32 protein-coding genes and 1 pseudogene are annotated in these 25,980 nt (G+C 59.4%); 23 read left to right on the top strand and 10 right to left on the bottom strand.

Annotation, left to right across the window (positions count from 1 at the left end):
- Positions 1-117 precede the first annotated feature (117 nt).
- The 9 genes from DM807_RS18000 to DM807_RS17955 all read left to right on the top strand — a co-directional run bounded on the left by DM807_RS18000 (position 118) and on the right by DM807_RS17955 (position 9,688).
- Positions 118-4,785 carry a phage tail tip fiber protein gene (locus tag DM807_RS18000; RefSeq protein ID WP_434169844.1) on the top strand — a complete coding sequence of 1,556 codons (4,668 nt, stop codon included), beginning with the start codon at positions 118-120 and terminating at the stop codon, positions 4,783-4,785.
- Positions 4,785-5,846 (top strand): hypothetical protein, encoded by a 1,062-nt coding sequence (locus tag DM807_RS17995; RefSeq protein ID WP_179027648.1) that lies wholly within the window; start codon positions 4,785-4,787, stop codon positions 5,844-5,846. Before DM807_RS18000 ends, DM807_RS17995 begins: the two co-directional genes overlap by 1 nt.
- Before the next feature lie 9 nt (positions 5,847-5,855).
- On the top strand, positions 5,856-6,380 hold the full coding sequence (locus tag DM807_RS27750; RefSeq protein ID WP_244965053.1) for a hypothetical protein: 525 nt from the start codon (positions 5,856-5,858) through the stop codon (positions 6,378-6,380).
- On the top strand, positions 6,380-6,979 hold the full coding sequence (locus tag DM807_RS17980; protein WP_244965052.1) for a tail fiber assembly protein: 600 nt from the start codon (positions 6,380-6,382) through the stop codon (positions 6,977-6,979). Before DM807_RS27750 ends, DM807_RS17980 begins: the two co-directional genes overlap by 1 nt.
- A gap of 61 nt (positions 6,980-7,040) precedes the next feature.
- Positions 7,041-7,271 (top strand): hypothetical protein, encoded by a 231-nt coding sequence (locus tag DM807_RS17975; RefSeq protein ID WP_179027647.1) that lies wholly within the window; start codon positions 7,041-7,043, stop codon positions 7,269-7,271.
- Between the two features lie 59 nt (positions 7,272-7,330).
- On the top strand, positions 7,331-7,777 hold the full coding sequence (locus DM807_RS17970) for a structural protein P5 (protein WP_179027646.1): 447 nt from the start codon (positions 7,331-7,333) through the stop codon (positions 7,775-7,777).
- Positions 7,774-8,292 (top strand): DUF2514 domain-containing protein, encoded by a 519-nt coding sequence (locus DM807_RS17965; protein WP_179027645.1) that lies wholly within the window; start codon positions 7,774-7,776, stop codon positions 8,290-8,292. The genes DM807_RS17970 and DM807_RS17965 overlap by 4 nt, the downstream gene beginning before the upstream one ends.
- A 165-nt stretch (positions 8,293-8,457) precedes the next feature.
- The gene (locus tag DM807_RS17960; protein WP_179027644.1) at positions 8,458-9,252 is read left to right on the top strand and encodes a DNA adenine methylase; all 795 of its coding nucleotides are present in this window, start codon (positions 8,458-8,460) and stop codon (positions 9,250-9,252) included.
- 211 nt (positions 9,253-9,463) lie between these two features.
- Positions 9,464-9,688: a hypothetical protein gene (locus DM807_RS17955; RefSeq protein ID WP_123109291.1), complete on the top strand. Its 225-nt coding sequence runs from the start codon at positions 9,464-9,466 to the stop codon at positions 9,686-9,688.
- Between the two features lie 62 nt (positions 9,689-9,750).
- On the opposite strand, the gene DM807_RS17950 is transcribed toward DM807_RS17955, so the two are convergent.
- Together DM807_RS17950 and DM807_RS17945 are read right to left on the bottom strand one after the other, a co-directional pair.
- The gene (locus DM807_RS17950; protein ID WP_179027643.1) at positions 9,751-10,071 is read right to left on the bottom strand and encodes a hypothetical protein; all 321 of its coding nucleotides are present in this window, start codon (positions 10,069-10,071) and stop codon (positions 9,751-9,753) included.
- Between the two features lie 28 nt (positions 10,072-10,099).
- Positions 10,100-10,819: an SOS response-associated peptidase family protein gene (locus tag DM807_RS17945; RefSeq protein WP_179027861.1), complete on the bottom strand. Its 720-nt coding sequence runs from the start codon at positions 10,817-10,819 to the stop codon at positions 10,100-10,102.
- Positions 10,820-10,921: 102 nt separating this feature from the next.
- Here DM807_RS17945 and DM807_RS17940 point away from each other — a divergent pair, with 102 nt between their 5' ends.
- From DM807_RS17940 to DM807_RS17920, 5 genes are all read left to right on the top strand, one after another.
- Positions 10,922-11,350 (top strand): LexA family protein, encoded by a 429-nt coding sequence (locus DM807_RS17940; protein ID WP_054886490.1) that lies wholly within the window; start codon positions 10,922-10,924, stop codon positions 11,348-11,350.
- Complete coding sequence (locus DM807_RS17935; protein WP_179027642.1) at positions 11,340-12,614, top strand: Y-family DNA polymerase; 1,275 nt, start codon at positions 11,340-11,342, stop codon at positions 12,612-12,614. Before DM807_RS17940 ends, DM807_RS17935 begins: the two co-directional genes overlap by 11 nt.
- A complete protein-coding gene (locus DM807_RS17930; protein ID WP_179027641.1) occupies positions 12,608-12,817 on the top strand; it encodes a hypothetical protein in 210 nt (69 codons plus the stop codon). The genes DM807_RS17935 and DM807_RS17930 overlap by 7 nt, the downstream gene beginning before the upstream one ends.
- 373 nt (positions 12,818-13,190) lie before the next feature.
- Positions 13,191-14,204 (top strand): MerR family transcriptional regulator, encoded by a 1,014-nt coding sequence (locus tag DM807_RS17925; RefSeq protein WP_179027640.1) that lies wholly within the window; start codon positions 13,191-13,193, stop codon positions 14,202-14,204.
- Positions 14,205-14,262: 58 nt separating this feature from the next.
- A complete protein-coding gene (locus DM807_RS17920; protein ID WP_179027639.1) occupies positions 14,263-15,117 on the top strand; it encodes an SAM-dependent methyltransferase in 855 nt (284 codons plus the stop codon).
- A 275-nt stretch (positions 15,118-15,392) separates the two neighbouring features.
- On the opposite strand, the gene DM807_RS27955 is transcribed toward DM807_RS17920, so the two are convergent.
- The 3 genes and pseudogenes from DM807_RS27955 to DM807_RS17910 form a co-directional block, all read right to left on the bottom strand.
- Positions 15,393-15,941 (bottom strand): DUF4145 domain-containing protein, encoded by a 549-nt coding sequence (locus DM807_RS27955; RefSeq protein ID WP_179027638.1) that lies wholly within the window; start codon positions 15,939-15,941, stop codon positions 15,393-15,395.
- Between the two features lie 414 nt (positions 15,942-16,355).
- Positions 16,356-16,621, bottom strand: a pseudogene (locus tag DM807_RS27745) (site-specific integrase); the annotation flags it as partial.
- Positions 16,606-17,295, bottom strand: a complete 690-nt coding sequence (locus DM807_RS17910; RefSeq protein WP_069942563.1) for an SOS response-associated peptidase — start codon at positions 17,293-17,295, stop codon at positions 16,606-16,608. The gene DM807_RS17910 and the pseudogene DM807_RS27745, both read right to left, overlap by 16 nt.
- A 244-nt stretch (positions 17,296-17,539) precedes the next feature.
- Between DM807_RS17910 and DM807_RS17905 the strand changes: the two genes are divergently transcribed.
- The 5 genes from DM807_RS17905 to DM807_RS17885 all read left to right on the top strand — a co-directional run bounded on the left by DM807_RS17905 (position 17,540) and on the right by DM807_RS17885 (position 19,956).
- Positions 17,540-17,827: a hypothetical protein gene (locus tag DM807_RS17905; RefSeq protein ID WP_060493082.1), complete on the top strand. Its 288-nt coding sequence runs from the start codon at positions 17,540-17,542 to the stop codon at positions 17,825-17,827.
- 376 nt (positions 17,828-18,203) lie between these two features.
- Positions 18,204-18,344: a hypothetical protein gene (locus DM807_RS17900; RefSeq protein WP_171577247.1), complete on the top strand. Its 141-nt coding sequence runs from the start codon at positions 18,204-18,206 to the stop codon at positions 18,342-18,344.
- Positions 18,345-18,500: 156 nt separating this feature from the next.
- Positions 18,501-18,869, top strand: a complete 369-nt coding sequence (locus DM807_RS17895) for a hypothetical protein (protein WP_179027637.1) — start codon at positions 18,501-18,503, stop codon at positions 18,867-18,869.
- Positions 18,870-19,022: 153 nt separating this feature from the next.
- Positions 19,023-19,553 carry a DapH/DapD/GlmU-related protein gene (locus tag DM807_RS17890; RefSeq protein ID WP_012272462.1) on the top strand — a complete coding sequence of 177 codons (531 nt, stop codon included), beginning with the start codon at positions 19,023-19,025 and terminating at the stop codon, positions 19,551-19,553.
- Between the two features lie 94 nt (positions 19,554-19,647).
- A complete protein-coding gene (locus DM807_RS17885) occupies positions 19,648-19,956 on the top strand; it encodes a hypothetical protein (RefSeq protein WP_179027860.1) in 309 nt (102 codons plus the stop codon).
- A 238-nt stretch (positions 19,957-20,194) separates the two neighbouring features.
- Here DM807_RS17885 and DM807_RS17880 read toward each other — a convergent pair whose 3' ends face one another.
- From DM807_RS17880 to DM807_RS17870, 3 genes are all read right to left on the bottom strand, one after another.
- Entirely contained in the window at positions 20,195-20,410 is a 216-nt protein-coding gene (locus DM807_RS17880; protein WP_012272459.1) for a hypothetical protein, read from the bottom strand.
- A 103-nt stretch (positions 20,411-20,513) separates the two neighbouring features.
- Positions 20,514-20,714, bottom strand: coding sequence for a hypothetical protein (locus tag DM807_RS17875; RefSeq protein WP_179027636.1), 201 nt, complete (start codon positions 20,712-20,714; stop codon positions 20,514-20,516).
- A gap of 111 nt (positions 20,715-20,825) precedes the next feature.
- Positions 20,826-21,140 carry a hypothetical protein gene (locus tag DM807_RS17870; RefSeq protein ID WP_060493085.1) on the bottom strand — a complete coding sequence of 105 codons (315 nt, stop codon included), beginning with the start codon at positions 21,138-21,140 and terminating at the stop codon, positions 20,826-20,828.
- Positions 21,141-21,399: 259 nt separating this feature from the next.
- Between DM807_RS17870 and DM807_RS17865 the strand changes: the two genes are divergently transcribed.
- The gene (locus tag DM807_RS17865) at positions 21,400-21,759 is read left to right on the top strand and encodes a hypothetical protein (RefSeq protein ID WP_071984425.1); all 360 of its coding nucleotides are present in this window, start codon (positions 21,400-21,402) and stop codon (positions 21,757-21,759) included.
- Position 21,760: 1 nt separating this feature from the next.
- Here the strand turns inward: DM807_RS17865 and osmE are convergent, their stop codons facing one another.
- Both osmE and DM807_RS17855 read right to left on the bottom strand, forming a co-directional pair.
- The gene (gene osmE, locus DM807_RS17860; RefSeq protein WP_012272455.1) at positions 21,761-22,117 is read right to left on the bottom strand and encodes an osmotically-inducible lipoprotein OsmE; all 357 of its coding nucleotides are present in this window, start codon (positions 22,115-22,117) and stop codon (positions 21,761-21,763) included.
- A gap of 65 nt (positions 22,118-22,182) precedes the next feature.
- Entirely contained in the window at positions 22,183-23,418 is a 1,236-nt protein-coding gene (locus DM807_RS17855) for an NADH:flavin oxidoreductase/NADH oxidase family protein (RefSeq protein WP_179027635.1), read from the bottom strand.
- A 112-nt stretch (positions 23,419-23,530) separates the two neighbouring features.
- Between DM807_RS17855 and DM807_RS17850 the strand changes: the two genes are divergently transcribed.
- The 3 genes from DM807_RS17850 (at position 23,531) to DM807_RS17840 (ending at position 25,946) form a co-directional block, all read left to right on the top strand.
- Positions 23,531-23,947, top strand: a complete 417-nt coding sequence (locus tag DM807_RS17850) for a MerR family transcriptional regulator (RefSeq protein WP_012272453.1) — start codon at positions 23,531-23,533, stop codon at positions 23,945-23,947.
- Between the two features lie 156 nt (positions 23,948-24,103).
- Positions 24,104-25,084 carry a quinone oxidoreductase family protein gene (locus DM807_RS17845; RefSeq protein WP_012272452.1) on the top strand — a complete coding sequence of 327 codons (981 nt, stop codon included), beginning with the start codon at positions 24,104-24,106 and terminating at the stop codon, positions 25,082-25,084.
- A gap of 13 nt (positions 25,085-25,097) precedes the next feature.
- Positions 25,098-25,946, top strand: a complete 849-nt coding sequence (locus DM807_RS17840) for a TauD/TfdA dioxygenase family protein (protein WP_012272451.1) — start codon at positions 25,098-25,100, stop codon at positions 25,944-25,946.
- Positions 25,947-25,980: the final 34 nt, after the last annotated feature.

The following is a 25,980-nucleotide window of genomic DNA, read 5'->3' as shown; positions in this document are numbered from 1 at the left end:
CGGGCCAATGCCGACTCGGCGCTGGGTCAGCGTATCGATACCGTGGTGGCCAACACCGCTTCGAACGCTGCGGCGATCAGCAACGAGACCACGGCGCGAACCACTGCCGATGCGGCGATGGCCTCGCAGATCGCGAGCCTGCGCGCCGAGTCTGGTGGCTACGATCCGGCACTGAACTACGGTTTCGCTTCGACCGTCGAGGGCTGGAGTGGCACGCGCTGTACGCTGGCTGTCGAGAACGGTAGGCTGATCGTGACCACCGACGGTACTGGTGCTGCATACCTCAACTCACCGGTTGTTTCGCTCAAAGGCCGTGACCATGACCGCATTCGCTGCCGCATCACCCGGCGCGCGGGTTCGGGCTGGAATGGCCAGGTCACCTACGTTACGGCCAACCACGCTTCGTCTTCGTCGTACCGCAAGTTGATCGCCGACCCAGGGTTGGCGGTCGGCCAGACCCTGGTGCTCGAGTGGGACATGTCGCAGTTGACCAACGGTGGCAGCGACTGGTCGGACAGCAAAATCACCAGGTTCTACCTGTGGCTTAGTTCGGCGGCCGGCGATGTGTTCGAAATCGACTGGATTGCCGTCGGCCAGATCGCGCCGTCGGCTTCGGTGGCCTCGGTCGTTGACGAGCGTACTGCGCGGATCAGTGGTGATGAGGCGAACGCCTCGGCCGTCACCGCGCTGGGCAGCAGCCTGACCACCACCAACCAGAACGTCACCGCTGCCCAGCAGGCCGCCCAGGACGCGGCCACGCTGGCGGGTGGAAAGGGCAAGGTGGTGGTGCAGGCAACTGCGCCGACCGTAGCTGACCGCCTGGCACAGAACCTGTGGATCGACACCACCGGCAACGCCAACACCCCGAAACGGTGGAACGGTACTGCCTGGGTGGCTGTGACAGACAAGGTGGCCACGGATGCCGCCGCGGCTGCGCAGTCGGCGCTGTCGCAGCTGGCGGGGAAAGCCGATGCGTCTGCACTGCAGGCGCTCAGCACCACGGTGACGAACCAGGGCAACACACTGTCGAGCCAAGGCAGCAGCATCACCGAGCTCAACAACGGCTTGCAGACCACCAACGGCAACGTTGCCACGGCTCAGCAGGCCGCCCAGGCTGCCGCCAGTTTGGCCGGAAGCAAGGGCAAGGTGCTGTATCAGTCGGCGGCGCCGGCGGTGGCCGACCGGCAGGCTGAGAACCTGTGGATCGATACCACTGGCGCGGCGAATACGCCGAAGCGCTGGAACGGCAGTGCCTGGGTGGCCGTCACCGACAAGGTGGCGACTGATGCCGCTGCGGCGGCGGCCAGCGCGCTGGCGCAGGTGGCGAACAAGGCGGATGCCTCGGCGCTCCAAGCGCTGAACTCGACCGTGTCCAGCCAGGGCGCCACCCTGACCAGTCAAGGCGCCGCGCTGACCCAGCTCAAGGCCTCGATCGGGCAGCAGCCCGATAACCTGATCCTTCGGGGCAGTTTCGAGGATGGTCTGGTTGAGCCTTGGACGAACAACCCGGGAATCACCAATGTCTCGGCGCATCCATCGGCAGGAAAGGGGATCTCGTTCTACGACAACAGCTTCTGCGGTCTCGGCTTCAATGTGGTGACGAAGGGGGGCGAACAGTTCGACCTGGCTGCCGACATTTGGCCGAACTACATGACGGCGGGGCAAACCACCCGCCTGCAGATGCAGTTCTACGACAAGACCAACACCAACCTGGGCTACTTCACTGCCTTTACGGTGCCGGCCGGGACGACTGGCTTCAAGACGAACAGCGGCCGCATCACAGCGCCGGAGGGAGCAGTCTCCGCCCGGTTCGTGACCCGGACTGAGCCGGCAGACGGCACCGGGCGGTCGCTGTGGTGCAACATCCTGGCGCGTCGGGTGACAGCAGCTGACGCGGCCAATGCTGATGCGGTGAGCAACCTCACCAGCGCGGTCACCCAGCAGGGCACCACGCTGACCAGCCATGGCCAAGCCCTGACCCAACTGAACAACGACCTGCAGAGCGTGGCGCAGGGGAAGGCAGATGCTTCGGCACTGCAGACCCTGAGCAACACGGTCACCAGTCAGGGCAACACCCTGAGCAGCCAGGGCGCAAGCATCACCCAGCTGAACAGCGGTCTGCAGACCACCAACGGCAACGTGACGACGGCGCAGCAGGCTGCCCAGGCCGCGTCGGACAAGGCTGGTGCCAAGGGTGAGGTCATTTACGGCACCGCAGCACCGGCCACGGACAAGCGCCTGGCGCAGAACCTTTGGATCGATACCTCAGGAGGGGCGAATACACCTAAACGCTGGACGGGATCAGCCTGGGTAGCCGTGACGGACAAGGCGGCAACGGACGCAGCCGCCGCAGCAGCCAGCGCCTTGGCGCAGGTAGCCACCAAGGCGGAGTCCGCTGCGCTGCAGACGTTGAGCAACACCGTGACCAGTCAGGGCAATACGCTGACCAGCCAGGGAAATGCACTCACCGGGCTGCAGGCTTCGGTCGGCGCCCTGGCCGGCAACGGGGCCAACCTGCTGAGCGATGAATACAGCTGGCTGACCTCGACCACGCTGCCTGCGTTGAACTCGTCCGCGAGCGTGACGCGGGTGGGCGTTGCCGTTCCAGAGGCTGACTCGGGCTTCGGCTTGCAGGTGGGCGGTTTTACGACGGCAGGGCACTACCTGATGCTCAGCCCTACCAACAACGCGGCCGGGTACAACGTGCGGATCGAACCGGGGGTATACCTGGTTTCGCTGTACATTCGCGGTAGTGCAGCGGGCAGTATGCGGGCACGGCTCTTTGATGGCACCGGTTCTAGTTCGGCCAACGTACCGTACACCACGACCAGGACAAGGATCACCCTGCCGATCACGGTCACTGACAGCACGCGCGCCGCTATCACGCTCTACCTGAACCAGACCGTTGTCGCCGACCTGAGCTTGGTGATCGACTCGGTGATGATCGAGAAGCGGATCGGGGAGAGCAACACCCCGTCGCCGTTTGTGGCCGGGCCGTCGGCGCGTGCAGCTGGCGCTCTGGCGGCGGCTAACCAGGCGCTCGACGTCCGGGTGACGCAGACCGAGGCCGGGTTGTCATCGACCAGTGCAGCCGTAACGAGCCTGGGCAACAGCCTGCAAACCACCAACGGCAACGTCACCACCGCCCAGCAGGCGGCACAGGCGGCAGCTGACTTGGCGGGCAGCAAGGGCAAGGTGCTGTACCAGACCGCCACGCCGGCCGCCGCTGACCGGCAAGCGGAGAACTTGTGGATCGACACTACCGGCGCGGCCAACACCCCGAAACGATGGAACGGTTCGGCCTGGGTGGCAGTGACCGACAAGGTGGCCACCGACGCGGCGGCGGCTGCGCAGTCGGCGCTGACGCAGCTGGCTTCCAAAGCGGATGCGTCAGCGCTGCAGACCCTGCAGTCGACAGTCACTAACCAGGGCAACACGATCACCAGCCAGGGCACCTCGCTGACCCAGTTGAAGGCTTCGCTGAGCCAGCAGCCGGACAACCTGGTGCTGCGCGGAACGTTCGAAGATGGCCAGGTTGATCCATGGACGGGGAATCCGGGGATCGCTGGATTGACGGCGCACCCATCTGCCGGCAAGGCGATCGCCTTCTATGCCAACAGCTTCTGCGGCACGGGACGGTTCATTGTCTCGGGTGGTGAGCAGTTCGACCTGTCGGCGGATGTGTACCGCGCGTACATGACGGCAGGGCAAACCGGCAACTTCCAGCTGCAGTTCTTCGACAAGACGGACACCAGCCTGGGTTACTTCAACGCCTTCACCTTTTCGGCGGGCGGTGGCTTTCAGACGTTCTCCGGGCGGATTACTGCGCCGGCGGCGGCAGTGTCGGCACGCTTCGTCACGCGGATACAGCCGGCAGACGGCACCGGGCGGTCGCTGTGGTGCAACATCGTGGCGCGCCGGGTAACCGCTGCTGATGCGGCCAACGGCGAAGCGATCAGTACTCTGGGCACTACGGTTTCCCAACAAGGCACGGCGCTCACCAGCCAAGGGCAATCGCTGCTAAGCCTGACCAACCGTATGACCGATGCCGAGGGTGTGAATAGCGCCCAGGCAACGGCCATCAGCCAGATGGACACCACGGTGAAGCAGCAGGGCAGCGCGATCACCGCGCAGGCCAGCCGCTTGGATGGACTGTATGTCCAGGTGAACCCGGAAATGGAGGGTGACAGCACCGGCCTGGCCGGCGCTACGGGTGGGTTGGTGGGTGTCTGGACCGAGCAGTCGGCCAGGATCGAGGACGGCATTGCCATCGGACGGCAGGTCGAAACGGTCCAGGCGCAGATCGGGGAGACGAATGCGTCGGTGCAGCAGGTCAACGAGGTCGTAGCCGGTGTCGATGGCCGAGTGTCGGCTCTTTCATCCTGGAAGACCGAGACGAACAGCAAAGGCAAGAAGGTAGCCACGGGCATCGTCCAAGGAAGTGATGGGACTATTGGCGAGATTCTGTTGTCGGCGGACCGTGTGGCGATTATCAACGGGTTGGAGGGCCCGGAGGCAAGCCTGTTCGTCTTCCAGAATGGTCAGCTGTTCCTGAACTCAGCATTGATCAACCAAGCGTTCATCCAGAGCCTGGTCGTGGGCATGACACTTCGATCTCAGGCCGTTAACGCCCAAGGTCTACCACTGATCGAAATCAACCTGGCTTCAGGATCGTTCACTGTGCGCGGCCAGGATGCCAACGGCTCGACGCTGCTCAACAACGGCGGTCTATACGTCTACGACGCCAATGGCACCGAGCGTACAGCAGTGGGGAGGCTTACCTGATGGCTGATCTTTATGGGCTTCGGACGCGGGATGCGGCCGGGGCCATCACGCTAGATACCAACATCACGTCGGTGCGATCACTGAAAATGATGCAGGTCACCGGAAATGGAGAGTTCGATCAGTACATCTCGATCCCCGAGATCCAGGCGCAATCCTTCGTGGTCGTTGACACCCTGCGTGACCAAGGCGAGTACACATATTCGCCGCAGGCTTGGTACTCGCCCGGGCAGTTGCACTTGCGTCAACCAGGAAACCTGACCTGGCAAGTGATGATCTTGTCGCAGGGGGGCGAGCCCTTCGCTGCGCCTGGCAGCTACGGCATTCGTGCTTTCAATAATGATTTGCGAATGCAGATTGATTCTGTCAATCGGGCGCTGGCGGTTAGGTACAGCGGTGGCTTTCAAATCGGGGTTTATTGGCGACCTGGTATGCAAGCACAACTGATCGAGTGGGGTGATGTTACGTTTCCTGCGCCCATTACAACGTATGAGCGTCCGCTCATCTTTCTTAATGCTGCTAACTACATGATGGTTGGTAATTTCTATGTGAAGGGGGTGCCCGGCAATTGGACCGGCTTCAGGCTTAAGTCCTACGCAAACAAGCCTGGTCACGGTAGTGTTGCTGATGACTACATGCAGATCAGCTGGTATTGCGCGAGCTACACGGCGCCAGACATTCCTCCCGATGTATATGGGGCTTCAGTTCGTGATCCAAGTGGTGTCCGAACCTTTGTCACCACAGCCAACCTTGCATTGCTGAACGGTCAGCCAGCATCCAATTCCTTTATTCAGGCAGGTGATCCGCTGACTGGCGGTGCGTGGTATGCACCCAGCAATCAAATGCCTTGGACCGGAAGCTACCAGGACTATGTCCTCGCAAATGCACTGTTTTCCGTAACGAATATTGGGCAAACAAGTCAGCCGCTTCGCGCTAACTTTGGTGGATTTCTGCCTGGTAACAGGTCGGTGTTGCAGATGTACTGTGACAACGGATCAGGTATCAACCCTGTTACTGCGAACGGCCGAACCCTTTTTGCCTCCAGGCCGATGAAGCCGCTTTAAGGACCTACTATGGCAAAACAGACAATCAACCTTGGTACCGCACCTTCCGGCGCCGGCGGAGATGACCGGCGAAGCGCCTGGGTGAAGGCGATTGCGAACTTCGATGAGCTTTACAACTTCATTGCTACAGCCTTCAATAGATCCAATATCCTCGGGGCCGTCGGTCAATCGGGAGGGGTTCCAACTGGCGCAATTTTTGAAAAGGGCAGTAACTCGAATGGTGAATACACAAAGTTCGCCGATGGTCGAATGATTTGCACTCATACAATTGCGCTCGGAACGATCGCGGTAACGCGTTTGATCGGTGGTGTCTATTTTGACGCGAACGGCCAAACTGGAAGGTCGTTCCCTGCGGCGTTTTTAGCCCCGCCAGTTTGTCGGATGGGTGCATTTGCGTCAGCTGATGGTACGGCTTATTTGATTGAGGCCGGTGCGCCGTCTGCGACCTCCACCCAAGCATATTCAATTGTTGCCGCTACCAGCGGGAACAAAAGCATGAGTATGAGTTATATAGCAATCGGACGGTGGTACTGATGATTATCAAACTTTCCCCAGTGCGTTCTGACTCGGAGCTGACCGTGTTTAAGCAAGGCGACAGCCTCACGGTCAACGGATTGACCGTAGACCTCTCGCAGCTCCCTGACGGTGCGACCATTCCTGCCGATGCAATCGGTTGCGAATGGATCATTAATCAAGTTGATCGGATCAATGGGCAACTGACCGTCAGCCTGAGTCTGCCACATGGTCCCGACGCTCCGGAGGCTGCCCGATTCCCGGCTGACATTATCGACCCGGCAGATGGCAAGGTAGCGCTGCCAATTCCTGACGCCTTGCTGCCGTCGCCGAGCAAAGGCTACGCAGGCGTTGATTGGTCGCAGGTGGTGACCGCCGAGGATCAGGCTCAAGTGGAGGTTCAGCTCAAGCACGATAGCGGCATAGCTGAAGTTGCCCGGCGCAGGCTGGCGGCAGACGCGGCTATCGCGCCGCTACAGGATGCGGTTGACCTGGACGACGCCAGCGCCGAGGAAGCCGATAGGCTCAAGGCCTGGAAGCGATACCGCATTTCCCTCAGCCGATTGCCTGAGCAGACCGGCTGGCCAATCGAAATCGAATGGCCGGAACTGCCGGCCTGATTCGCTGCTACACCCCAACCCAACCGCCACCCGGCGGTATTTTTTTGCCTGGAGAAAACTCATGCCATACGTCGCTATCAACCTCAGCAACGCCTACGACGCTGAGAACAACACTCGCTTCGCCACCCCGGAGGAAGCGGATGCCCGCGCTCGCACGATCCTGAACCAGTTCCCAGCCGCGCAGGTGTTTACTGCCCAGGTGCTGAAGGAGTACAGCGCCAAGGTCTCGATCACCGCGAAGGAGCCGGCGGAGCCCGTGGCCGAGCCGTCGCCTGAACAGCCCGCCGCTTAATCCGCTGCAATCATCCCAAGCCCGCCCAGTGCGGGCTTTTTTATGCCTGGAGAAAAGCTATGGCAACCCCACGCGGTGTACGCAACAACAACCCCGGCAACATCGATTTCAATCCACGGAACGCCTGGCAGGGCCAGCTGGGCATTGAGGTGAATGTGGCCATGCCGCGATTCGCCCGGTTCGACCAGGCCGAGAACGGCATCAGGGCGCTGGGCAAGCTGCTGCTGAACTATCGGGGCAAGGACGGTATGCCTGGCGTCGGCCGGCCCGGCATCGACACCCCGCTGGAGTTCATCAGCCGCTGGGCGCCGTCCAGCGAGAACAACACCCTGGCCTACGCCCAAGCCATTGCAAAGCGTTTGGGCGTAGGTGTCCGCGACTCCATCGACATCTCCAAGCCGCAGGTGCTGCGCGAGACTGTGGTCGGCATCATCGTCCACGAGAACGGCGGCAACCCCTATAAGTCCGAGGTGATCGATGAAGGCATTCGGCGGGCTCTGGCATGAAGGGCTGGGCCATATTGGCTGTTGCTGTGCTGCTGGCGTCCAATTGGGGCGCCTACCAGCACGGTCGATCTGTGGAGCACGCCAAAGCTGGCCAGGCATCAGCGCAACGGGATAGCGGTGACAGATTGGCCGAAGTGATCGGCGAACGCGGTGCCCGGCAGGAAGAACAACGACGCGCTCAGGCGCAGGAGGAAGCGAGGACCGATGCCCAGGAAGAAAGAACGATTGCTGATGCTGGCGCTGCTGGTGCCGATGCTGCTGGCCAGCGGCTGCGCAGCGACGCCACCCAATTCGCTGCCGCCGTCAGTTGCCCCGGCACGGATACCGCCGCTATCGCCCGAGGCCAGGCAGCCACCCGCGCCGCCATGGTGCTTTCCGACCTGCTCGCACGGGCTGACGAACGAGCGGGAGAGCTGGCGACAACGCTTGACCGAGCCAGGATTGCCGGCCAGCAGTGCGAGCGTGAGTACGACGCCCTTGTCGCAAAGCGGGCGGTAGTAAGCGCCCGGGAATAAATTCGAAGGCTTCATGCAAAGAGAGCGGCCACCGGGGATGCGTCAACATCCCTGCTGACCGCCGAACCCGCAGACCATACCTGCAAGCCCAGCCAAGGCTCCCGCTCTGTGCACAAAGCACGGCGAGCCTAGCACCTGTTCATCCATACAGTAAAGGTTTGCAAATTGACTAACCCAATCATCCCTTGGATGGGCGGCAAGCGCCGCCTGGCCGATCGCCTAATTCCGCTTTTCCCAGCCCATGAGTGCTATGTCGAGGTCTTCGCCGGTGGCGCTGCCCTCTACTTCATGCGGCCTCAACCCGCCCCGGTAGAGGTCTTGAATGATCTCAACGGCGATCTGGTCAACCTGTACCGGGTGGTGCAGAACCACTTGGAGGAGTTTGTCCGGCAGTTCAAATGGGCGCTTTCGTCCCGGCAGATTTTCGAGTGGCAAAAGATGGCGAGACCGGAGACGCTGACTGATATCCAGCGCGCCGCCCGGTTCTTCTACATGCAGCAGCACGCCTTCGGCGGCAAGGTCACTGGGCAAACGTTCGGCACCGCAACCACCGGACCTGCCATCAACCTGCTGCGCATCGAAGAGAATCTGTCCGCCGCCTGGCAGCGGTTGGCCGGCACCTACGTCGAGAACCTTTCTTGGCTCGACTGTGCGCAGCGCTACGATCGCGCACACACCTTCTTCTACATGGATCCGCCTTACTGGCAGACCGCCGGCTACGGGGTCGATTTCCCGTTCGAACAATATGAGCAGATGGCTGAGTTCATGCGTGCTTGCAAAGGCAAGGTTATGGTCAGCATCAACGATCATCCAGACATTCGAGCAGCCTTTGCCGGGTTCCACTTCGAGCGGCTGGATATCCGGTATACCACCGCGAACCAGCGGCATGGCCAGGCCGATGTTACCGGTGAGCTGGTGATCATGAACTGGGAGCCGTCACAACTCGGCCAGTTGTTCTGATAGGCGAGTCTGGTGGAATTGGGGGGAATAAATCCCCCCAATGGTGTGGAATGCTGTTGTGTCATGCTGCGTTGAAGCTGCCGATTTTATTGGGTTTTACAAAATAGGCTCAAAAATAGGAGGTCGAAAACGGAATCGACATCCGTTGTGCCTTGGGCTCGATGGCATGCGACGAGCTAAGATGAGCTGACCAACTGATAGGAACATGGCAGTGGACAAGCGTACATTCATTGGCATGGTCGAGGCCGGCGAGCCGCTAATTCAGCAGGCCGTCGACGCCTTGCGTGAGTACCACCAAGCCCAGGACTGTGGCGCGCCGCCTGAAGAGGTCGAGCGCTTACGCTTGCTGGCCGAGTCACTTTTCCAGGTTGTATCCGACTACCAGCTGCGTGTGATAGCCAAGGCGCGCGGCAGGTATCTTCCGCCGCTCCACTGAGCGCATTCAGTTTTTTATCCGCGGAGAGGGCAATCTGTACTGCAGATTACCCTCCTGATGCTTTAAAGCTTGTACTGAATGGTGTAGGACTCATCCACTCTTGGTTCAATCGTGATCGGAATGCCGAAGAGCTTCCCCCGACAATCGCTGACAACACAGCGGTACACCGCCCCATGCTGGAGTTGAGCCCATAAGCCTTCGTCATGTATCGCGATACCCAGCACACGGTTGTTCGGATCCTCTCTGACTTGAGCAACGTGGTGGTCCAGATCGCACCCGAATTCAGGGGTTGTAAACTCTGGGTCGTAGCCGATCAGCACACCGTGCCTTTTCAGATCGTCCCTGATGCGCTCAATCACGTCGTCTGCTTCTTGCTTTAGCATGATCGTTATCTCGCGGTGCCTGTACTCATCAAAACTCTAGCTGACCCTGATGATTTTCGTCGCTTATCGGCGTAATCAACGACTCACCCTCATTCCTGACATTTCCCACTGCCTTGCCGACTGGATACCACCGGAATTTCGCAGCCGGCGTGCTACCTTGCTCCACGATCACCGCAGCTCGCTCCGGTGATGTAGTTGGGTCGATCCATTCCCGGGCGAGCACAGGAGCCAACACCAAGGGTTTCCTGTCGTGGATGTCGATCAATCCCTGATCCGCTGCTGCGGTGATGATCACAAATCCATCGCGCTTGTCTGGTTCGGTGTTCTGGTGCACTTCTGCAAGTGCAGCGAAATAGAGTGGGGCACCGTCGGCGCTTGTGATGTAGTACGGCTGCTTCCGCTTCGGATCCGCTGGGTCGGGTATCCATTCAAACCATCCGTTCGCCGGCGCCAGGGCTCTGCCAACTGGCCACAGGTCTTTGAAGAATTTCCCCGCTACCACCGTTTCGGCCCGAGCATTGATGGGGTCAGGCCGCTTCCCCTTCGCCCAAAACGGCGACCATCCCCACTTGACCCGATCCACGCTCAACCCATCTTCTACCTGGCGAACGATTTCTACGCGAGTGGACGGCGATACGTTGTATCGGTTGATCGGCTCGTGGTCGTAGCCATTGATCACCACTATGTCCAGCGACAGCTGGCGCAGGTAGTGATCCATCGACTCGTAGATCGAGTACCGTCCGCACATTTCCCACCTCTCGTCCGTCAGAATTTTTACCGACCAGGATTGACCGGGCACCCGATGCTGGATCTACTGTATATGCATACAGTTTGCATTGGACCTTCTGTCATGACCATCACATTTTTGGGTACGCCAACCGGCGGCACCGAACCGCTGCCACTCTATTCGTTTCACGTACCGGCCGGATTTCCCTCGCCTGCAGCGGACCACCTCGAAGGCCATATCTCCCTTGATGAGCTATTCGACCTCCGCGCACCCCATGTGTATCTGGTGAAAGTGGAGGGCGACAGCATGCAAGGGGCAGGGATCTACTCGGGTGACATCGTCATCGTCGACCGCGGTCGTGAGGCGGAGCATGGGGACATTGTCATCGCTGCGGTCAATAGCGAGCCGGTCTGCAAGCGTCTGCATCGTCGCGATGGCGTGGTAATCCTGAAATCGGAAAATCCAGCGTACCCGCCACGGTACATCATGGAAGGCGACGAGCTCGTCGTCTGGGGCGTTGTGCGTTACAGCGTTCGTGACCATGCGCAGTGACCAGGTGTTCGCGCTGATCGACTGCAACTCGTTCTACGCGAGCTGCGAGCGCGTGTTCCGGCCCGACCTGGCCAAGACCCCGATCGTCGTGTTGAGTAACAACGATGGCTGCGTGATCGCCAGGTCATACGATGCTAAACCCTTTGTGAAGATGGGCGAGCCGTACTTCCAGGTGAAGGACAAGCTGCGCCGACACGGCATCAAGGCTTTCAGCAGCAACTATGCGCTATACGGAGACATGAGCGAGCGCGTCATGACGCTTATCGAGTCGATGGTGCCTGCCGTCGAGGTGTACAGCATCGATGAGTGCTTTGCAGACCTGTCCGGCATTCAGGACAACCTGACCCAGTTCGGGCGAAAAGCGCGATCAAGGATCTTTCAGTGCACCGGTGTTCCCGTGGGTATTGGGATCGCCAGCACGAAGACGCTCGCCAAGCTGGCCAACCACACTGCCAAGCGGCTACAGGCGCAGACCGGCGGGGTGGTCGACATTACCGATCCATTTAAGCGCGATTGGGTGCTGCGCAATACTGAAGTGAAAGAGGTCTGGGGCGTTGGCCGGCGGATGTCTGCCCATCTCGAGTCGATGGGCATTCACACTGCGATGGATCTGGCCCAGGCTGATGCCTGGACGCTGCGACAGAAATTCAGTGTGGTGGTCGAGAAGACTGCTCGAGAACTGGCGGGGACGCCCTGCCTGGAGCTGGACGAGGCCGAGCCTCCGAAACAGGAGATCTGCTGCAGCCGAATGTTCGGCAAACGTCTCACTGAGCTGGCACCCATCAAGCAAGCGGTAGCCACTTACGTTGGCCGAGCTGCGGAAAAGCTTCGGGCCCAGGGCTCAGTGTGCAAGCGCATGCGCGTCAGCATCCGCACCGGGATGTTCAACCCGGATGAGGCACACCACGCACAGGGTGCGCTGGTGGAGCTGCCATATCCAACCTGCGACACACTACTGATGACCCGGTTGGCCACCGATGCGGTCGGGCGAATTTTCCGACCCGGGTTTCGCTACAGCAAGGCCGAGGTGCTGCTGATGGACCTGCGGCAACCAGGTGAGTTCTCAGAGGACTTGTTTGCACTCAAGCAATCGGTGGGATGTGACCGACTGATGCAGGTGATAGATGACATCAACGAGCGCTGGGGCAGGGGGACAATGCGAGCCGCCAGCGTGCCGTCGACACCGGACTGGGGAATGAGGAGGGAGATGATGAGCCAATCCTATACGACGCGGATCGATCAGCTGTGGACGGTCAAATGTTGAGCCTGCCAGCGGCTTGGTTGGCCGAACTCAATGACCAGTCGGCGTTGGTGGCGGATCCTGATGGCCGAGCAGCGGTGCTTGCCGAACTCGCGATATCTGCGCACCGGCGGCGCGATGTTGATACCGATCAGTTGGCTGACATGCTGGAGTTTACCGAGGCGGCCAGGCTGTGGGCGCTGGTTGAGGACGAAGAGGCAGCTTGAGCCGTTGATGAACCGGCGGCTCTGAGAAGTTAGCTGTCGGTGGTGAATGGCTGCTATCGACCTGCAGCAGACATCTGAGCATGCCCCTGAGAATCTTCCCTGAACCAGTATGTGACCTTCAGGCGCCCTTCGTAGAATCAGCAGTTTTTGGCGGCAGTCGACCGATGAACATCACCTTCCGCCGATCACGACCAATGACTCGTGCCAACTCTGCAATGACGCAGTACATAAAGATCAGGGTGGTCAACAGGATCTGAATCGCCCAGAAGCGTGGCCAGTTCATCGACGACCATAAAGAACGCAGGACTATGGGCTGCACGGTGCTCCATGGTTCGTATAATACGCCGCTCACATATTCGGGAAATTAGTGTAGATGGAAATACCAGCACTCTATCAGGTAGGGACTCTAGCGCGCCGCTGCAATGTAACCATTAGAACCCTCCATCACTATGATGCAATAGGTCTCATCAAGCCAGTAGCACGCACGAAGGCCGGGTATCGTCTCTACGCTGTGTCAGCAGTTGAGCAAATCAACGCAATCCAAACACTCCAAGAGACAGGACTATCGCTGGAGAGCATCAAACGTCTCCTGAGCACTGCTAGCCAGCAGAGCATAGAAGCCATTTCAGTCCAGCTCGCTCGGATTGATGAAGATATGGCGTTGATGAAACAACGTAGAGAGAAGCTGTCTGTTCTTGCCGCTGGGCTGACTGCGGGCATCGTTAACGATCGCTTGCCCTGGCCGAACGCCGTAACACTACTTGAACACTATCGCAAAGAGTTCACGGAAGCTGAGCTACTGAAAATTCTTGGCCGCTGGGCCCTTGCTCGAAACTTGTTCGAAGGCCTGATAGAAGAGCTACGGGTGGTAATGACGCAGGGTTTGGACTACCACAAGCCGAAAGTCCAGCGTTTGGCCGCACGCTGGATGGATGCAGCAATGCTATGGATGGATGGAGACATTGAGGTGGCAAGGCGCTGGAGCAATCTGCATGAAAAGGAACATCGTCAGCCTGACCACGTCGGACTGGACACTAACCTGCTTGCCTACATCACTCCAGCCATAGAGTTGCGCATGTATGCATTGCGACGCCATCTAACCGAAGAAGACATTCTTAGCCTGGATAAAAGACTCGCCAAGGAGTGGGATCAATTCGGTCGCCGCGCCGACCAGTTGCGCAAGGCCGGGGATTCAGCAAGTCCGCTGGAAATTGACGGCCTCATAACGCAATACCACTCCCTTGTGAACAAGATGACTAGAGGCGATTACGCACTCGCCAGAAAGCTCCAGATGGCCTACCGCTGTGAGCCTATCTTGCAGATCGGGCATCCGGTCCCTGCACGCGTTCGTGAATGGCTTGGCAAGCTCCTTCAGAAATATGCTTGACCCTCACGCCAAGGGGAGGCTTTACAGTGCTTGCGAAACCACTCACCGGAGCACTACTGTGACCTCGAAGGATCTCCCCAACCGCCCCTCCTCAGCGCTACGCGTGGCAATGGCGCGTGCCGTCCATCAATTACTGGACGACCCGGTCGTTTTTGACGATCCTTATGCGCTCGAGGTGTTGCCTTTACCCGTCCAAAGCATGCTGCAAAAAGATCCGTTTCAGTTCAATGAGCCCGTGATGCGTTCTTTGCGGGCAGCCGTTGTCGCACGTAGCCGCTACAGCGAGGACTTGCTATTGAACTCCAAGAATGTGGACCTTCAGCAATATGTGATTCTTGGGGCTGGACTCGACACCTATGCGCTACGTAACGAGCATGAGAGCCTGATCGTGTTCGAGGTAGACCTCCCCGCTACCCAAGAGCAAAAAAGAAAAGCAATAGGCGCATTAATTTCGGGCGCCAGCTCGATACGGTATGTTCCGTGTGACCTGCGCAAAGACTCATTGCTACCATGCCTGATTGAACACGGGCTGGAAGCGCAACAACCCGTCTTTGTTGCATGGCTTGGCGTGACCCCATATCTCAGTAGAGAACGGATCGTCGAAACGCTAGAGTCGTTGGCCTCCTTGCCTGAGGGAAGCCAAATAGTTTTCGATTATCGGGTCTCAACAGAGCTACTTCCTCCAATTGAACGAGCAATTGAAAGTCATGCTGCGAATCTGTTTGCTCAAATGGGAGAGCCATGGCTCTCAAGTTTTGACCCGGGGGAAATGAGCTCTCTACTAAGCTCAGTCGGTTTCACCTTAAGGGAGAATATAGATTCTAGCGCAATCAATCACCGATATTTCGCACGCCGTAAAGACGGTCTACAGGCGACCGGGGCGGGTTTCCGTCTGCTTCACGCGGTGCGCTAACTACTCACGTCTCAAATATTGAAGCATTACCGCTTCTCGGTAATGATGCCTTAAGACAACGGCTTTGCCTCACTTTCTTGATGCCAAGTGTGGACGGACCGTGGTTGGCAGAGCATCTGGGTGGGGGGCTGAAGCTGTCTAAAACTGCTCGAAAGCTCCTCGGCTTTACTGGGCCGAAATCGCTGAAACTGGCCGACTGTATTAGACAGGGACGATGCACAGGCCGCTTGTGACGCGGCCTGACGCTTGAATCTCACACTACTGCTGCAGTACGGTCAGGCTTTAGGCAGAGAGACCGAGTTGGGAAACTCATAGACGAATTTCAGCAGCATCTCTGTGAAGGTGATCAGCTCTTCAGCATCGTCTTTACTCATCAATGCAATCTCATGGGTGGCTTCGTTCCCCTTCTTTCTGATGTGATCAACCCAGCTCCTACCGTTAGGCGGGATGTAGCCCTTGTTTGCCAAAAAATCGATGTAATGAACGAACGATTTGCCTTCAGCGGCACCTTCCTGAACCCCAATGTTCATGAGAAGTTTTCGGCACAGAAGCACACAGGCCGTAAATGCTCCCGCACCAGCGCACGTTCTTGCTTCCTGATACAAGCCACCGATGTCGAGAGGCAGATGTCCAACTGGCCTGCCAGGTAACGTCCCGGGAAGCTGCGAGACCCCGTGGAAAAAGGTGGGTTTGTCGCAGTGGGGACAGAGGTAAAGGTATTGGTTCGCGTGCGACAGGTATCCTGAGGCACTTGCGACCTGGTTCGTGCAATAGCCACAGATAAAACTTTTGGGTGATAGTTGCTGGGGTTGGTACCAATACACTGATCGAACTCCCTGACGATACTAGCGGCTCGGATTAGGTAAACCCGAGCGAGATTGACGCTTGAGGATAGCCAGAACATCGACGGAAATCGATTCCAAAACTGAAACGGCGACCCTTGCAGTATGCGGCCTGTAGCCGTGCCGTTTCGTCTTTGTTTTGGAATCGATTTTGCAGTGCAGTCCGCATGGGGTGGGGGTTTGTCCTACGGTCTTGAAATCCGTTGAGTCGCACCTGGTGCACGACTGGATCTCCACCTGAAGTCTTGGGCCAATTCTTGGGCCAATGTAAGCGTTTTGGTGCGGCGAGGAGAGGCTGAAACCCCTGAAAACAGGCACTCTACGCCGCACAAAACCGCGAAAATAATCGCATGGTGATGTTAGCGGTGGAGATCAAAGGGCTTACCTATCAGTAACTTACGACGCTGGGCTTTCAGCTGATACCGATTTGATACCAATCTTGAGGTTTTCCAGCTCGCTCCAGTCGGAGCTTGAGTTAAGCCAACGGGCATACGTCGACAGCAGCATCTGAACGCTGTGACCCAGCTGTTGGGCGATAAATGCGGGGTTGAGGCCGGACATTGAGCGTATTGTCGCATAGGTGTGACGGCAGTTGTATGGGGGCGACGCCTGATCCCCAATTCATTCAGCTCGGGCACCCACGGTTTTACGTATTCGGCATTGATAGGGGCCGATCAATCGGGAGGATCAGTCCGGCGCCCTGATTACGCACATTGCCGACGGCAGTGCTCACCCGATACCACTCGAAGGCCTCGGCCGGTTCGCTTAGGTTGAGCACCAGTTGCTCTGCATGCTCGCTTGGCATGCCCGCCGCGATCCACTCGCATGCCAGTTCTGGCGAAAGCACGACAGGCCTGCGGTCGTGCACGTCAACCATTCCTCCCTGGGCGTCGGCGGTAATGATCACGAAGCCGTCGTGCTCGTTGCCAGCAAACTGGCCGATGGACGCGCAAAGGGCAGGGCGCCCGTCACGCCGATGGATGAAGTACGGCTGCTTCTTCGGGCCGCCTTCATCTTTCCACTCAAACCATCCGTCCACTGGCGTGATTGCCCGGTGTGGCCAGATCGCACGGAAGAACGCGCCGTGCGCCACCTTTTCGACCCGAGCATTGATCGGCGCAGCACGGTCAGTCGCCCAGTGCGGCCGCCATCCCCACCTCACCAAGTCAGCGCGCGGGCCTGCATCATCCTCCCGCAGCACTGCCACCGGCATGGTCGGCGCGACGTTGTACCGTCCGAGCGCCTGGTCGCCGACATTGTTGCGCCAGGCCTCTGGCATGCTCAGGGTCTCAACGAAGTCATGGATCCCGCGGTACTGGCTCAGCCTTCCGCACATTCCCATTCCTCCTACTGGAGCACAAAGGATAGCCCGCCGGGCGGTGCTGGCCTGCTCGCAATAGTTTTTGAGCCGGCTGGAAATGGCTGCACGTTGAGACGCAGGTTATCTGGAGCCACGGGTAGCAGCCATTTGCCCCATGGCAGGCTCGTCAAACGGGTGGGCCTTCTGCACAATGAGGCCGTGCAGGTAGTGCAGCGTGGTTTATCACTCGCACCCCGACAACCACAGGAGGACACCGTAGATGAAGCGTTTGTTACTTGGCATCTTGCTCCTGGCGTCGGGCACTGCCCACGCCGGCATTCCGCTGTTGAACGCGACGTGCCCCGGAAACATCGAGGTTCATGCCGACAAGGGCGGGCCGATCTATATCAATGGCAAGGAAGGCAAACTGAAAAAATTCAACGACAACTACTACGAAGCCAAAGGCAGCGGGTTAACGGTATCGTTGTCGATCAATCCGGATGGCTCGCCTGACGTCTCATATACCGGCAAGAACAAAGCCAATGGTGTATGCCAGGTCAAGGACTAATTGCCCCACCTGTTTGCTTGGCTCCACCGGCGCCCGCAGGCTCCACCCAGTAGATGGAACGGGAATTGCTGTAGTCCTGAGACATTGATCATGCGGAGTACGCAGAAATGACTCAGGATGACCGCTATTACATGATTTTCGGCGTGGTTGCTGTGTTGGTGCTGGACCTGGCGGCAACTTACGTGTTTCTCAATGCCATTGCCTGACCCCGGTTATGGGTACGCCATACGCGTAATCGGGGCCAACCGCAGCCAGGGCCGCCGGGTAAATGAAATTATGCATGGAAGATGACCAACGGCCTGCGCCTGCCTGAACATCCCAACCCCGTGCGGTCCAACTCAGGGAAGGCATGGCTTCGCCCGCCGGAGGTTCGCACATGAAACGCAAGACTGCATGGGTTGTGGTGTTGTCCGGTTTGTTGTTGCTCAGTGGTTGTTGGCCGTACTGGCACGACGGCAGGCATCACCGCCATTACTATGACGGAGACCGTGGCGGGCAGGAATACCGTCGCTACTGATGCAGGGCGCGAGGGGGGCGCCCCAGAACCTATATAGCAAACAAACCTAATGCCCGGTTGTCATTGAGCAGTAACATGGGCATACGAAAACCAAAAAATGGGCAGGCTGCTTGGCAACACTTTCCCAGTTTTCGATGGGGGGCAGGAGCGTGTCGCGTGAAGAGCTCAAGATCGCTTGCCGGCGCAATACTGGTGTCCGGGTTTGCCACGTTGTTAATGGCAGGCTGCGCACAAAACCCTGAAGTGCGTGACAGCCACGATTATACCGCTGGCACGACCGCGAAAAGCCCACCCGCGTATCTGGGGTGCGTCAAAGGCGAACTTCCAGGACATGTGAAAACCTATGAAGTCGATGGCGATAACTCGGTCAAGCTGTTCATCGAAAGCACCGACCCCGACAAGGCTGATGGTCTTGTAGAATTGCGCGGCACGGGAACCCAGCACCAGTTCACGGCTTATCAACGTGATGCCTGGTACGACCACGGCAGGTTGCTGGATGCCGCGCTGATGTGTTCAAAAGCGTGATCATTCAACCGCCGAAACAAAAAAGCCCGCCGTCCAGAGCGGGCTTTTTGCCAATGGGCCGCGTAAACTCGCGTGCTCAAGAAATGGCAGGAGGCACCGATAAGCTGCCTGCTAGTGTCTCGCTGACGCGATCAACACCATTACCACTGTCGGATGTCTCGCTTGCTCCTATTCGTCGCAAAACTCAAAAAACACCTGTCTCCGCGTCAGTTCATGCGCCTGCTGGATACCCATGACCTGGGTAAAAAACAGTTGAATCGCCTATTGGCCAAAACCGGTGTCCGTACCCAAAGCCATGTAGTCATTCGCCCGCCGTTCTACTTCGAGCGCGGCAACCTTGAATTGGGGCAGGGCGCTTTCATCAACAGCGGGTGCGTGCTCCTCGACGAAGCAACTATCCGCATCGGCCGCATGGCCATGCTTGGCCCGCAGGTGCGTTTGTGTACGACCAGCCACGATATCAACCCCCAGCGGCGCAAGGACAATGACTACATCGCCCCGATTACCGTGGGCGACAATGCCTGGATTGGCGCGGGTGCCGTGGTATTGCCTGGCATCAATATTGGCCATAACAGCGTGATCGCGGCGAACAGCGTGGTAACCGAGGATGTTCCGCCCAATGCGCTGTATGCCGGCTCACCGGCAAAGTTCAAGAAGTGGCTGGTGGAGCCGGAGCTGGCTTGAACCGCGCCGTTTTTGCATTTGCTGGCCCCGCCCGCGATAATCGTCGCATTTGAATGGAGAACAGCGGGTGGAAGCAAGAAGCGTTGTCGCCGAAATGTTCATTGGGATCCCGACGCATTTTTGGGTGTTGCCGGTTGCTGGCCTGGTTGCTTACTACGGCCTGAAGTGGTCCGCCAGGCTCGGCAATCGTGCCACTTGGCTGCAAGCCTCGACCTACTTGTCATTGCTGGCGCTGGCTGTGCTGCCCAACGGCTTTTATGCCCTGTTTCCGCCCGCGCCTGACCCGGATGTGCTGTTGAATCACGCACCGCTGCCCAACTATGCAGGGCGCTTCTACCTCGATGCATTCTATGTCTTCAGTGGTTGGGCGCTGAGCAAAGTGTTGAAGCTCAATTTCAGCTGAGTCGCTGTCCGGTTACCACATGGTAACTGGAGCATTAATTGCAAGCCCCCAGAGAAAGTGGTGCATTTGGGGGAAACGGCAATGCTTACTGAAGACCTGTACGTCATGGCCCTGTTTGTAGGCAGTGTACTGGCCTTGGATGTTGCGGCCATCGTACTGTACCGGGGAGCCAAGCCCTGACCCCGCGTTTGGGGGCGGCGCCTTGAACCGGGTAGATTTCCCGTTCAGATGCCTATCATCAAGCACCTTCAATGTCGTCGATTCTTGCGGCCACGGCGCGCAACTCGTGCGCCACCACATCGATGGACCTGATGTGCGCGGTGACATCGAGCTCGCTCGGAGAGCTACCTCGCGCCTCCATGAACCTGGCGTGGCCACTCATGGCTTGGCTGAGTTTGTCCAGGTGCTCGGCAGTTCTGACCAGGTCTGACTTGATGTTGTGCAGCGTCTCCATAGTGCTAAAGGCCTTCCTTGTCTTCTGCTTCGACGGGCCTGTGAGCATCGCCTCAGGGCGGGGTGAAACGCAATAGCTGTGTGAAAGGCGCTTGCTTGGAACTTCAGCTTTTCTCCTGCACCTGCAGCACCGAGCCCTTGTCGTCGGTCACCAGCAAGCCGCTGGTGTGGGTGCCGTTGGATTGTTGCTCGGCCAGTAGCACATCCGAAGAACGAAAGATGCTACGGCCCTGTTCACCGGTTTTAAGGGTGATGAGTTTGCCGTTCTGATAGAAGAACAGCGTGCTGTTGGCGTTATTTTGCATGGTAGGTTTCCTTGCCGAGTCGTAGTGATGCCCCATGGGCAGTTTCACTTTCTCAGCGTTCCGCCGCCCACGCTACTGGCAGAAATATCAGGTGTGCGCCAGTCATCGCGCTCAGGCTTCGTCTTGCAAACGCCCGGGGCTGAAGAAAAACGAGGCCACTACCACCGCTGTTATCACCCCTGTTGCATCGGCAAGGAACAGCAGTAGGGCACTGACGTCACCAGGCGCCATGTGATTGCCCAACGCAAAGTCCACGCCATGTGGGCATGCGGCGATCATTAGCAGCATGGCGGCCAGCAGGCCAGAGAGGACCTTCATGTAGGCCCTGCCGAATGCCAGGCCATAAGCCCAGAACACGAAGATACAGAGTACCGCCAAGCCGGTGGAAGTTACGTATTGGGCGAGTATTTCCAGCCACCACAACATGGGATTCTCCTTGGCGAAGCGCGCTGATCAATGCGGGTGGGTGAAGCCGGCCGGTGATTGCCGTTGCCGGATGCTAATCAGAAGCAGGGAAGAACGAATTCGTTCCCTCGCTTAAAACAATTCATTACTTTCAACCAGCCTTAGTTAATCAGCCGGCGTGTTGTTTGGTTGTCGTTGGCGCGTTGTGACTGTGTCAATTGCGCGAAAAAAACGCAGCAAGACCTTGGTTGATTAGAAACTCGGCGCAACCCCCGTTAGAATGCGGCGTATCCCTAATGGCCAATTGCAAATGCCTATTTTTCGTATCTTTGTCGCTTCTGCGCTAGTCGCCAGCCTTGCCGGCTGCGCAACGCCTGGCAAGCCCACTGCCAGCAAACTGACCAAAAAAACGCCGCAGCAGTACGCCGCCTGTGTCTTGCCCAAATGGCAGGCGCTGGCGCCCCAGGCCACGCAGAAGTCGATAGCCCATGGCTACCGGCTGACGGCATCCAGCGCGGTGGCAAGTGACGATGTGCTGGACGTGGTCGACTCCCGCGATGGCAGCCGCGCGACTTTCTACAAGGGCAGCTTTCTGTCTGGCGACAAATTGCGTCAAGCTGCCAAGGACTGCCTGGACTGAATCAGTAGCCCGAGCCGCTTGAGCCGCCCATGCTGGGCAGGCGGGCCTTGTGCTGGGCATTGCTCCATTCGGCGCAGGTCATGAAGGCGGTCTTGTCCACCTTGCCGTTGCCGTCGAAGCTGACGCTGTAGGGTTGCCGTTTGCCGGCCTGGGTCAGCATGTAGTCGAAGCAGGTGCCGGGCACCACGGTACGGTCGGTCTCGGCATCAGGTTTGCCGCCTATTTGCACGACCTGGTCTTTGCTCATGCCGGTACCGACCTTGGCCACCAGTGGCTGGTCTTGGTACTGCGCAGAGTTGGATGAGCAGGCAGCAAGCGCAGCCAGGGCGAAGAGCAGCGCGTGATGGGGTTTGTTCATGGCAGTGCTCCGGTAGAGAACGGCGATGAAGGCAGGCCAGGCGAGTTGAGGCGGCAGGTAGCCCCTCATCCAGCCCGGCTTCTCATCATACGCCTGTACTGCCTTACCCGCAGTAACGTGCAGCCTTGCTCCAGCAACAAGGCGCGCAACGGTGACGCATGCGCCTTGGGCCTGTTGCCTGCTGCCAGCCGGCGCATCTGCAGTTTCACCAAGGCCATGTACGCCAGTGCGGCAAACGCCTTGCGCTTCCAGCGAATCGGCTGCAGTTCGGCGCTGGCTGTCGCTTCGCCGTTCAGCCAGCGCTGGGGCAAGCCAGGCTCTACAGCCAGGGCTGTCGCTATTCCGGCCATGGCCACGCCACTGGCGAGCACGTGCTCGACCACCGGCAGGCGGCGAATACCGCCGGTGACCATCACCGGCATCTTCGCAATGGCGGCGATCTCTCGGGCAAACTCCAGGAAGTACGCCTCGCGGGCCAGGGTCCGGCCGTCACGGGCGTCGCCCTGCATGGCCGGTGCTTCATAGCTGCCACCGGACAGCTCCACCAGGTCTACGGGCAATTGGTTCAGCCACAGCACCACCTGACGGGCATCTGCAGGTTCAAAACCGCCGCGCTGGAAGTCCGCTGAATTCAGCTTCACGGCCACGGCGAAGCCGGGCGAAACCACCTTGCGCACGGCTTTGACCACCTCCAGCAATAACCGCGCGCGGTTCTCCAGGCTGCCGCCCCAGCGGTCCCGGCGCTGGTTGCTCAACGGCGACAGAAACTGGCTCAGCAAATAACCATGGGCGGCGTGCACCTGTACACCACTGAAGCCGGCCTCTTCGGCCAGGGCCGCAGTACGAGCGAAGCGCTCGATCAGTGCGGCGATCTCGGCTTCGTCCAGTGCCTTGGGCAGAGGGAACAGTTTGGACAGGCCGCCCATGTCCAAGGCGATGGCCGATGGCGCTACCGTGGGCTGCCCAAGGTTGGCCTGCATCTGCCGCCCTGGGTGGTTGATCTGCATCCAGAACTGCGCGCCATGGGCACGGCCTGTACGGGCCCAGTCGCGAAATCGCTGCAGCGGCTGGCTGGCGTCGAGCATGACACCGCCCGGGCCGGTCATGGCGCAGGGGTCGACCATCACGTTGCCGGTGAGCAACAGCCCGGCACCGCCTTCGGCCCAGGCCTGGTACAGCCGCAGCAATGAGTCGGAAGGGGTCTGGTCCGGGTTGGCCAGGTTCTCTTCCATCGCCGCCTTGGCGATGCGGTTGGGTATGACACTGCCATTGGGCAGCAGCAGGGGTTGGAACGGCGTCATGGCGATCTCCGAATGGGGGCTACCACGCATCGGTTACTGCATGCGTGGGCTAGGTTCGGGAAAAGGCTAAGGTTAAAGTCAACTTTAAGGTCAATAGCGCAAGGGTATCGAGATGAAAATTGGTGAACTGGCGCGACGTACGGGGCTCAGTGCGTCGCGTATCCGCTTCTACGAAGCCACCGGGTTGATTGCCGCCCGGCGCCTGGGCAATGGTTACCGGGACTACCCTGAGCAGGTGGTGCGGGCGCTGGAAATCATTACCTGTGGCCAGCAGGCGGGGTTCAGCCTGGATGAAATGCGCAAGCTGACCGACGCCTCCGGTGCAGCCCCGGCTGATCATGGTTTGTTGCTGGCAAGCCTCAAGCGCAAAGTGGCAGAGATCGAGGCGATGCAGCAGCGATTGGCGCAGAACCGGGCACAGCTGCTGGCGGTAATTGCCGGTATCGAAGACAAGCCGCAGGGGATGGATTGCGAAGAGAATGCCCAGCGCCTGATTGCCGGCTTTGACAAGCATCCAGCAGGCTCATGAATAAAGCAGGTTGGCCGAACGCTGGGCGATGAACGCGCTGTCATCAAATGAAAACCCGCTGTCGTCCGATGCGAAGCACCCTGCAAGCCAAGGGCATACAGTCCAATCACCCAGAACTGACGCCTGGCGTCCAGATCGATGATTGGAGAGACAAGCATGTCCAAAGTCGTACGTTTCCATCAGACCGGTGGCCCCGAGGTACTGCGCTATGAGGACGCCGAAGTGGGCGAGCCCGGCCCGGGGCAGGTGCGATTGCGCCAGGTGGCGGTTGGCCTGAACTACGCCGACACCTACTTTCGCAACGGCACTTACCCGATCCCGCTGCCCAATGGCATCGGCGTGGAAGCTGCCGGGGTAGTGGAGGCGGTGGGCGAGGGGGTGACCCAGGTGGGTGTCGGTGATCGGGTCACCTACACCGGGTTCCTCAATACCCTGGGTGCTTATTGCACCGAACGCCTGATCCCCGCTGCGGCGCTGATCAAACTGCCGGAAACCATTGCCTTCGAGACCGCTGCCGCCATGACCATGCGCGGCCTGACCTCGGCCTACCTGTTGCGCCGCCTCTACGCCTTCAAACCCGGTGACAGCGTGCTGCTGCATGCGGCTGCTGGCGGCGTGGGCCTGATTGTCGCGCAGTGGGCACGGCTGCTGGGCTTGAACGTGATCGGCACCGTGTCCACCGAAGCCAAGGCCGAGGTCGCCCGCGCCCATGGCTGCAACCACATCATCAATTACAGCGTCGAGGACGTGGCCAGCCGTGTACGCGAGCTGACCGACGGGGTTGGGGTGAACGTGGTGTTCGACAGTGTCGGCAAGAACACCTTCACCGGCTCGCTCGACTCGCTCAAGCGCCGCGGGCTGATGGTATGCGTTGGCACGGCGTCGGGCACCATCCCGCCGTTCGACCCGCAGTTGCTGGCGATCAAGGGTTCTCTGCAGCTCACCCGGCCGGCCCTGGCCGACTTCATAGCCGACCCGGCAGAAAAGGCCGACCTGGCCGGCGAGTTGTTCGATCACGTCAGCAGCGGGCGCATCCGTATCGAAATCAACCAGCACTACGCCCTTCAGGACGCGGTTCAGGCCCACCGTGACCTGGAAGCCCGCAAAACCACCGGCTCGTCGATCTTCGTCATCTGAAGAGGGCAACAGCATGCACATCGAACAACTGACTTGCGCGATCGGTGCCGAGGTGAGTGGCGTCAACCTGGCCGACGCGATTCACGACGACGACCTGTTCGCCCAGCTGCGCCAGCAGTTGCTTCAGCACCGTGTGCTGTTCCTGCGCGACCAGCACTTCAGCCGTGCCGAACACGTGGCCTTCGCCCGTCGCTTCGGCGAGCTGGAGGACCACCCGGTGGCAGGAAGCGACCCGGAGCACCCGGGCCTCGTGCAGATCTACAAGCGCCCGGACCAGCCCAATGACCGCTACGAAAATGCCTGGCACACCGATGCCACCTGGCGTGAAGCACCGCCCATGGGTTGCGTGCTGCGCTGCGTCGAATGCCCACCGGTGGGCGGCGACACCCTGTGGGCGAACATGGTGCTGGCCTACGAAAACCTGCCCAGCGAGGTGAAGGCCAACATCGAAGGCCTGCGCGCCCGCCACAGCATCGAGGCCAGCTTCGGCGCCGCCATGCCGTTGGAAAAACGGCTGGCACTCAAGGCGCAATTCCCCGATGCCGAGCATCCGGTGGTACGCACCCACCCGGAAACCGGCGAGCAGGTGCTGTTCGTCAACGCCTTCACCACCCACTTCAGCAACTACCACACGCCGCAGCGGGTGCGTTTCGGCCAGGACGCCAACCCCGGCGCAGGCGACCTGCTGCGTTACCTCATCAGCCAGGCTTACCTGCCCGAATACCAGGTGCGCTGGCGCTGGAAGCCCAACAGCGTGGCAATTTGGGATAACCGCAGCACCCAGCATTACGCCGTCATGGATTACCCACCGTGCCATCGCAAGATGGAGCGCGCCGGGATCAAAGGCAGCCGCACCTTCTAAGCCAGCCGCTGGCAACCGCACAAAAACAATAGCG

Origin of the sequence: Pseudomonas hunanensis (assembly GCF_013393325.1) — a bacterium.
GTDB classification, from domain to species: Bacteria; Pseudomonadota; Gammaproteobacteria; order Pseudomonadales; family Pseudomonadaceae; genus Aquipseudomonas; species Aquipseudomonas putida_P.
This window is presented reverse-complemented; position numbering and strand designations above follow the sequence as displayed.

Coding starts and splice junctions, on each gene's coding strand:
- DM807_RS17975 (WP_179027647.1), top strand. CDS start 7,041: ATGCCATACGTCGCTATCAACCTCAGCAACGCCTACGACGCTGAGAAC.
- DM807_RS17875 (WP_179027636.1), bottom strand. CDS start 20,714: ATGCAAAATAACGCCAACAGCACGCTGTTCTTCTATCAGAACGGCAAA.
- DM807_RS17940 (WP_054886490.1), top strand. CDS start 10,922: ATGACCATCACATTTTTGGGTACGCCAACCGGCGGCACCGAACCGCTG.
- DM807_RS17965 (WP_179027645.1), top strand. CDS start 7,774: ATGAAGGGCTGGGCCATATTGGCTGTTGCTGTGCTGCTGGCGTCCAAT.
- DM807_RS17925 (WP_179027640.1), top strand. CDS start 13,191: ATGGAAATACCAGCACTCTATCAGGTAGGGACTCTAGCGCGCCGCTGC.
- DM807_RS17950 (WP_179027643.1), bottom strand. CDS start 10,071: ATGCTAAAGCAAGAAGCAGACGACGTGATTGAGCGCATCAGGGACGAT.
- DM807_RS27750 (WP_244965053.1), top strand. CDS start 5,856: ATGGCAAAACAGACAATCAACCTTGGTACCGCACCTTCCGGCGCCGGC.
- DM807_RS17930 (WP_179027641.1), top strand. CDS start 12,608: ATGTTGAGCCTGCCAGCGGCTTGGTTGGCCGAACTCAATGACCAGTCG.
- DM807_RS17880 (WP_012272459.1), bottom strand. CDS start 20,410: ATGGAGACGCTGCACAACATCAAGTCAGACCTGGTCAGAACTGCCGAG.
- DM807_RS17840 (WP_012272451.1), top strand. CDS start 25,098: ATGCACATCGAACAACTGACTTGCGCGATCGGTGCCGAGGTGAGTGGC.
- DM807_RS17910 (WP_069942563.1), bottom strand. CDS start 17,295: ATGTGCGGAAGGCTGAGCCAGTACCGCGGGATCCATGACTTCGTTGAG.
- DM807_RS17945 (WP_179027861.1), bottom strand. CDS start 10,819: ATGTGCGGACGGTACTCGATCTACGAGTCGATGGATCACTACCTGCGC.
- DM807_RS17870 (WP_060493085.1), bottom strand. CDS start 21,140: ATGTTGTGGTGGCTGGAAATACTCGCCCAATACGTAACTTCCACCGGC.
- DM807_RS18000 (WP_434169844.1), top strand. CDS start 118: ATGGCCTCGCAGATCGCGAGCCTGCGCGCCGAGTCTGGTGGCTACGAT.
- DM807_RS17865 (WP_071984425.1), top strand. CDS start 21,400: ATGCGGCGTATCCCTAATGGCCAATTGCAAATGCCTATTTTTCGTATC.
- DM807_RS17845 (WP_012272452.1), top strand. CDS start 24,104: ATGTCCAAAGTCGTACGTTTCCATCAGACCGGTGGCCCCGAGGTACTG.
- DM807_RS17905 (WP_060493082.1), top strand. CDS start 17,540: ATGAAGCGTTTGTTACTTGGCATCTTGCTCCTGGCGTCGGGCACTGCC.
- DM807_RS17855 (WP_179027635.1), bottom strand. CDS start 23,418: ATGACGCCGTTCCAACCCCTGCTGCTGCCCAATGGCAGTGTCATACCC.
- DM807_RS17980 (WP_244965052.1), top strand. CDS start 6,380: ATGATTATCAAACTTTCCCCAGTGCGTTCTGACTCGGAGCTGACCGTG.
- osmE (WP_012272455.1), bottom strand. CDS start 22,117: ATGAACAAACCCCATCACGCGCTGCTCTTCGCCCTGGCTGCGCTTGCT.
- DM807_RS17935 (WP_179027642.1), top strand. CDS start 11,340: ATGCGCAGTGACCAGGTGTTCGCGCTGATCGACTGCAACTCGTTCTAC.
- DM807_RS17850 (WP_012272453.1), top strand. CDS start 23,531: ATGAAAATTGGTGAACTGGCGCGACGTACGGGGCTCAGTGCGTCGCGT.
- DM807_RS17995 (WP_179027648.1), top strand. CDS start 4,785: ATGGCTGATCTTTATGGGCTTCGGACGCGGGATGCGGCCGGGGCCATC.
- DM807_RS17885 (WP_179027860.1), top strand. CDS start 19,648: ATGTTCATTGGGATCCCGACGCATTTTTGGGTGTTGCCGGTTGCTGGC.
- DM807_RS17970 (WP_179027646.1), top strand. CDS start 7,331: ATGGCAACCCCACGCGGTGTACGCAACAACAACCCCGGCAACATCGAT.
- DM807_RS17890 (WP_012272462.1), top strand. CDS start 19,023: ATGTCTCGCTTGCTCCTATTCGTCGCAAAACTCAAAAAACACCTGTCT.
- DM807_RS17900 (WP_171577247.1), top strand. CDS start 18,204: ATGAAACGCAAGACTGCATGGGTTGTGGTGTTGTCCGGTTTGTTGTTG.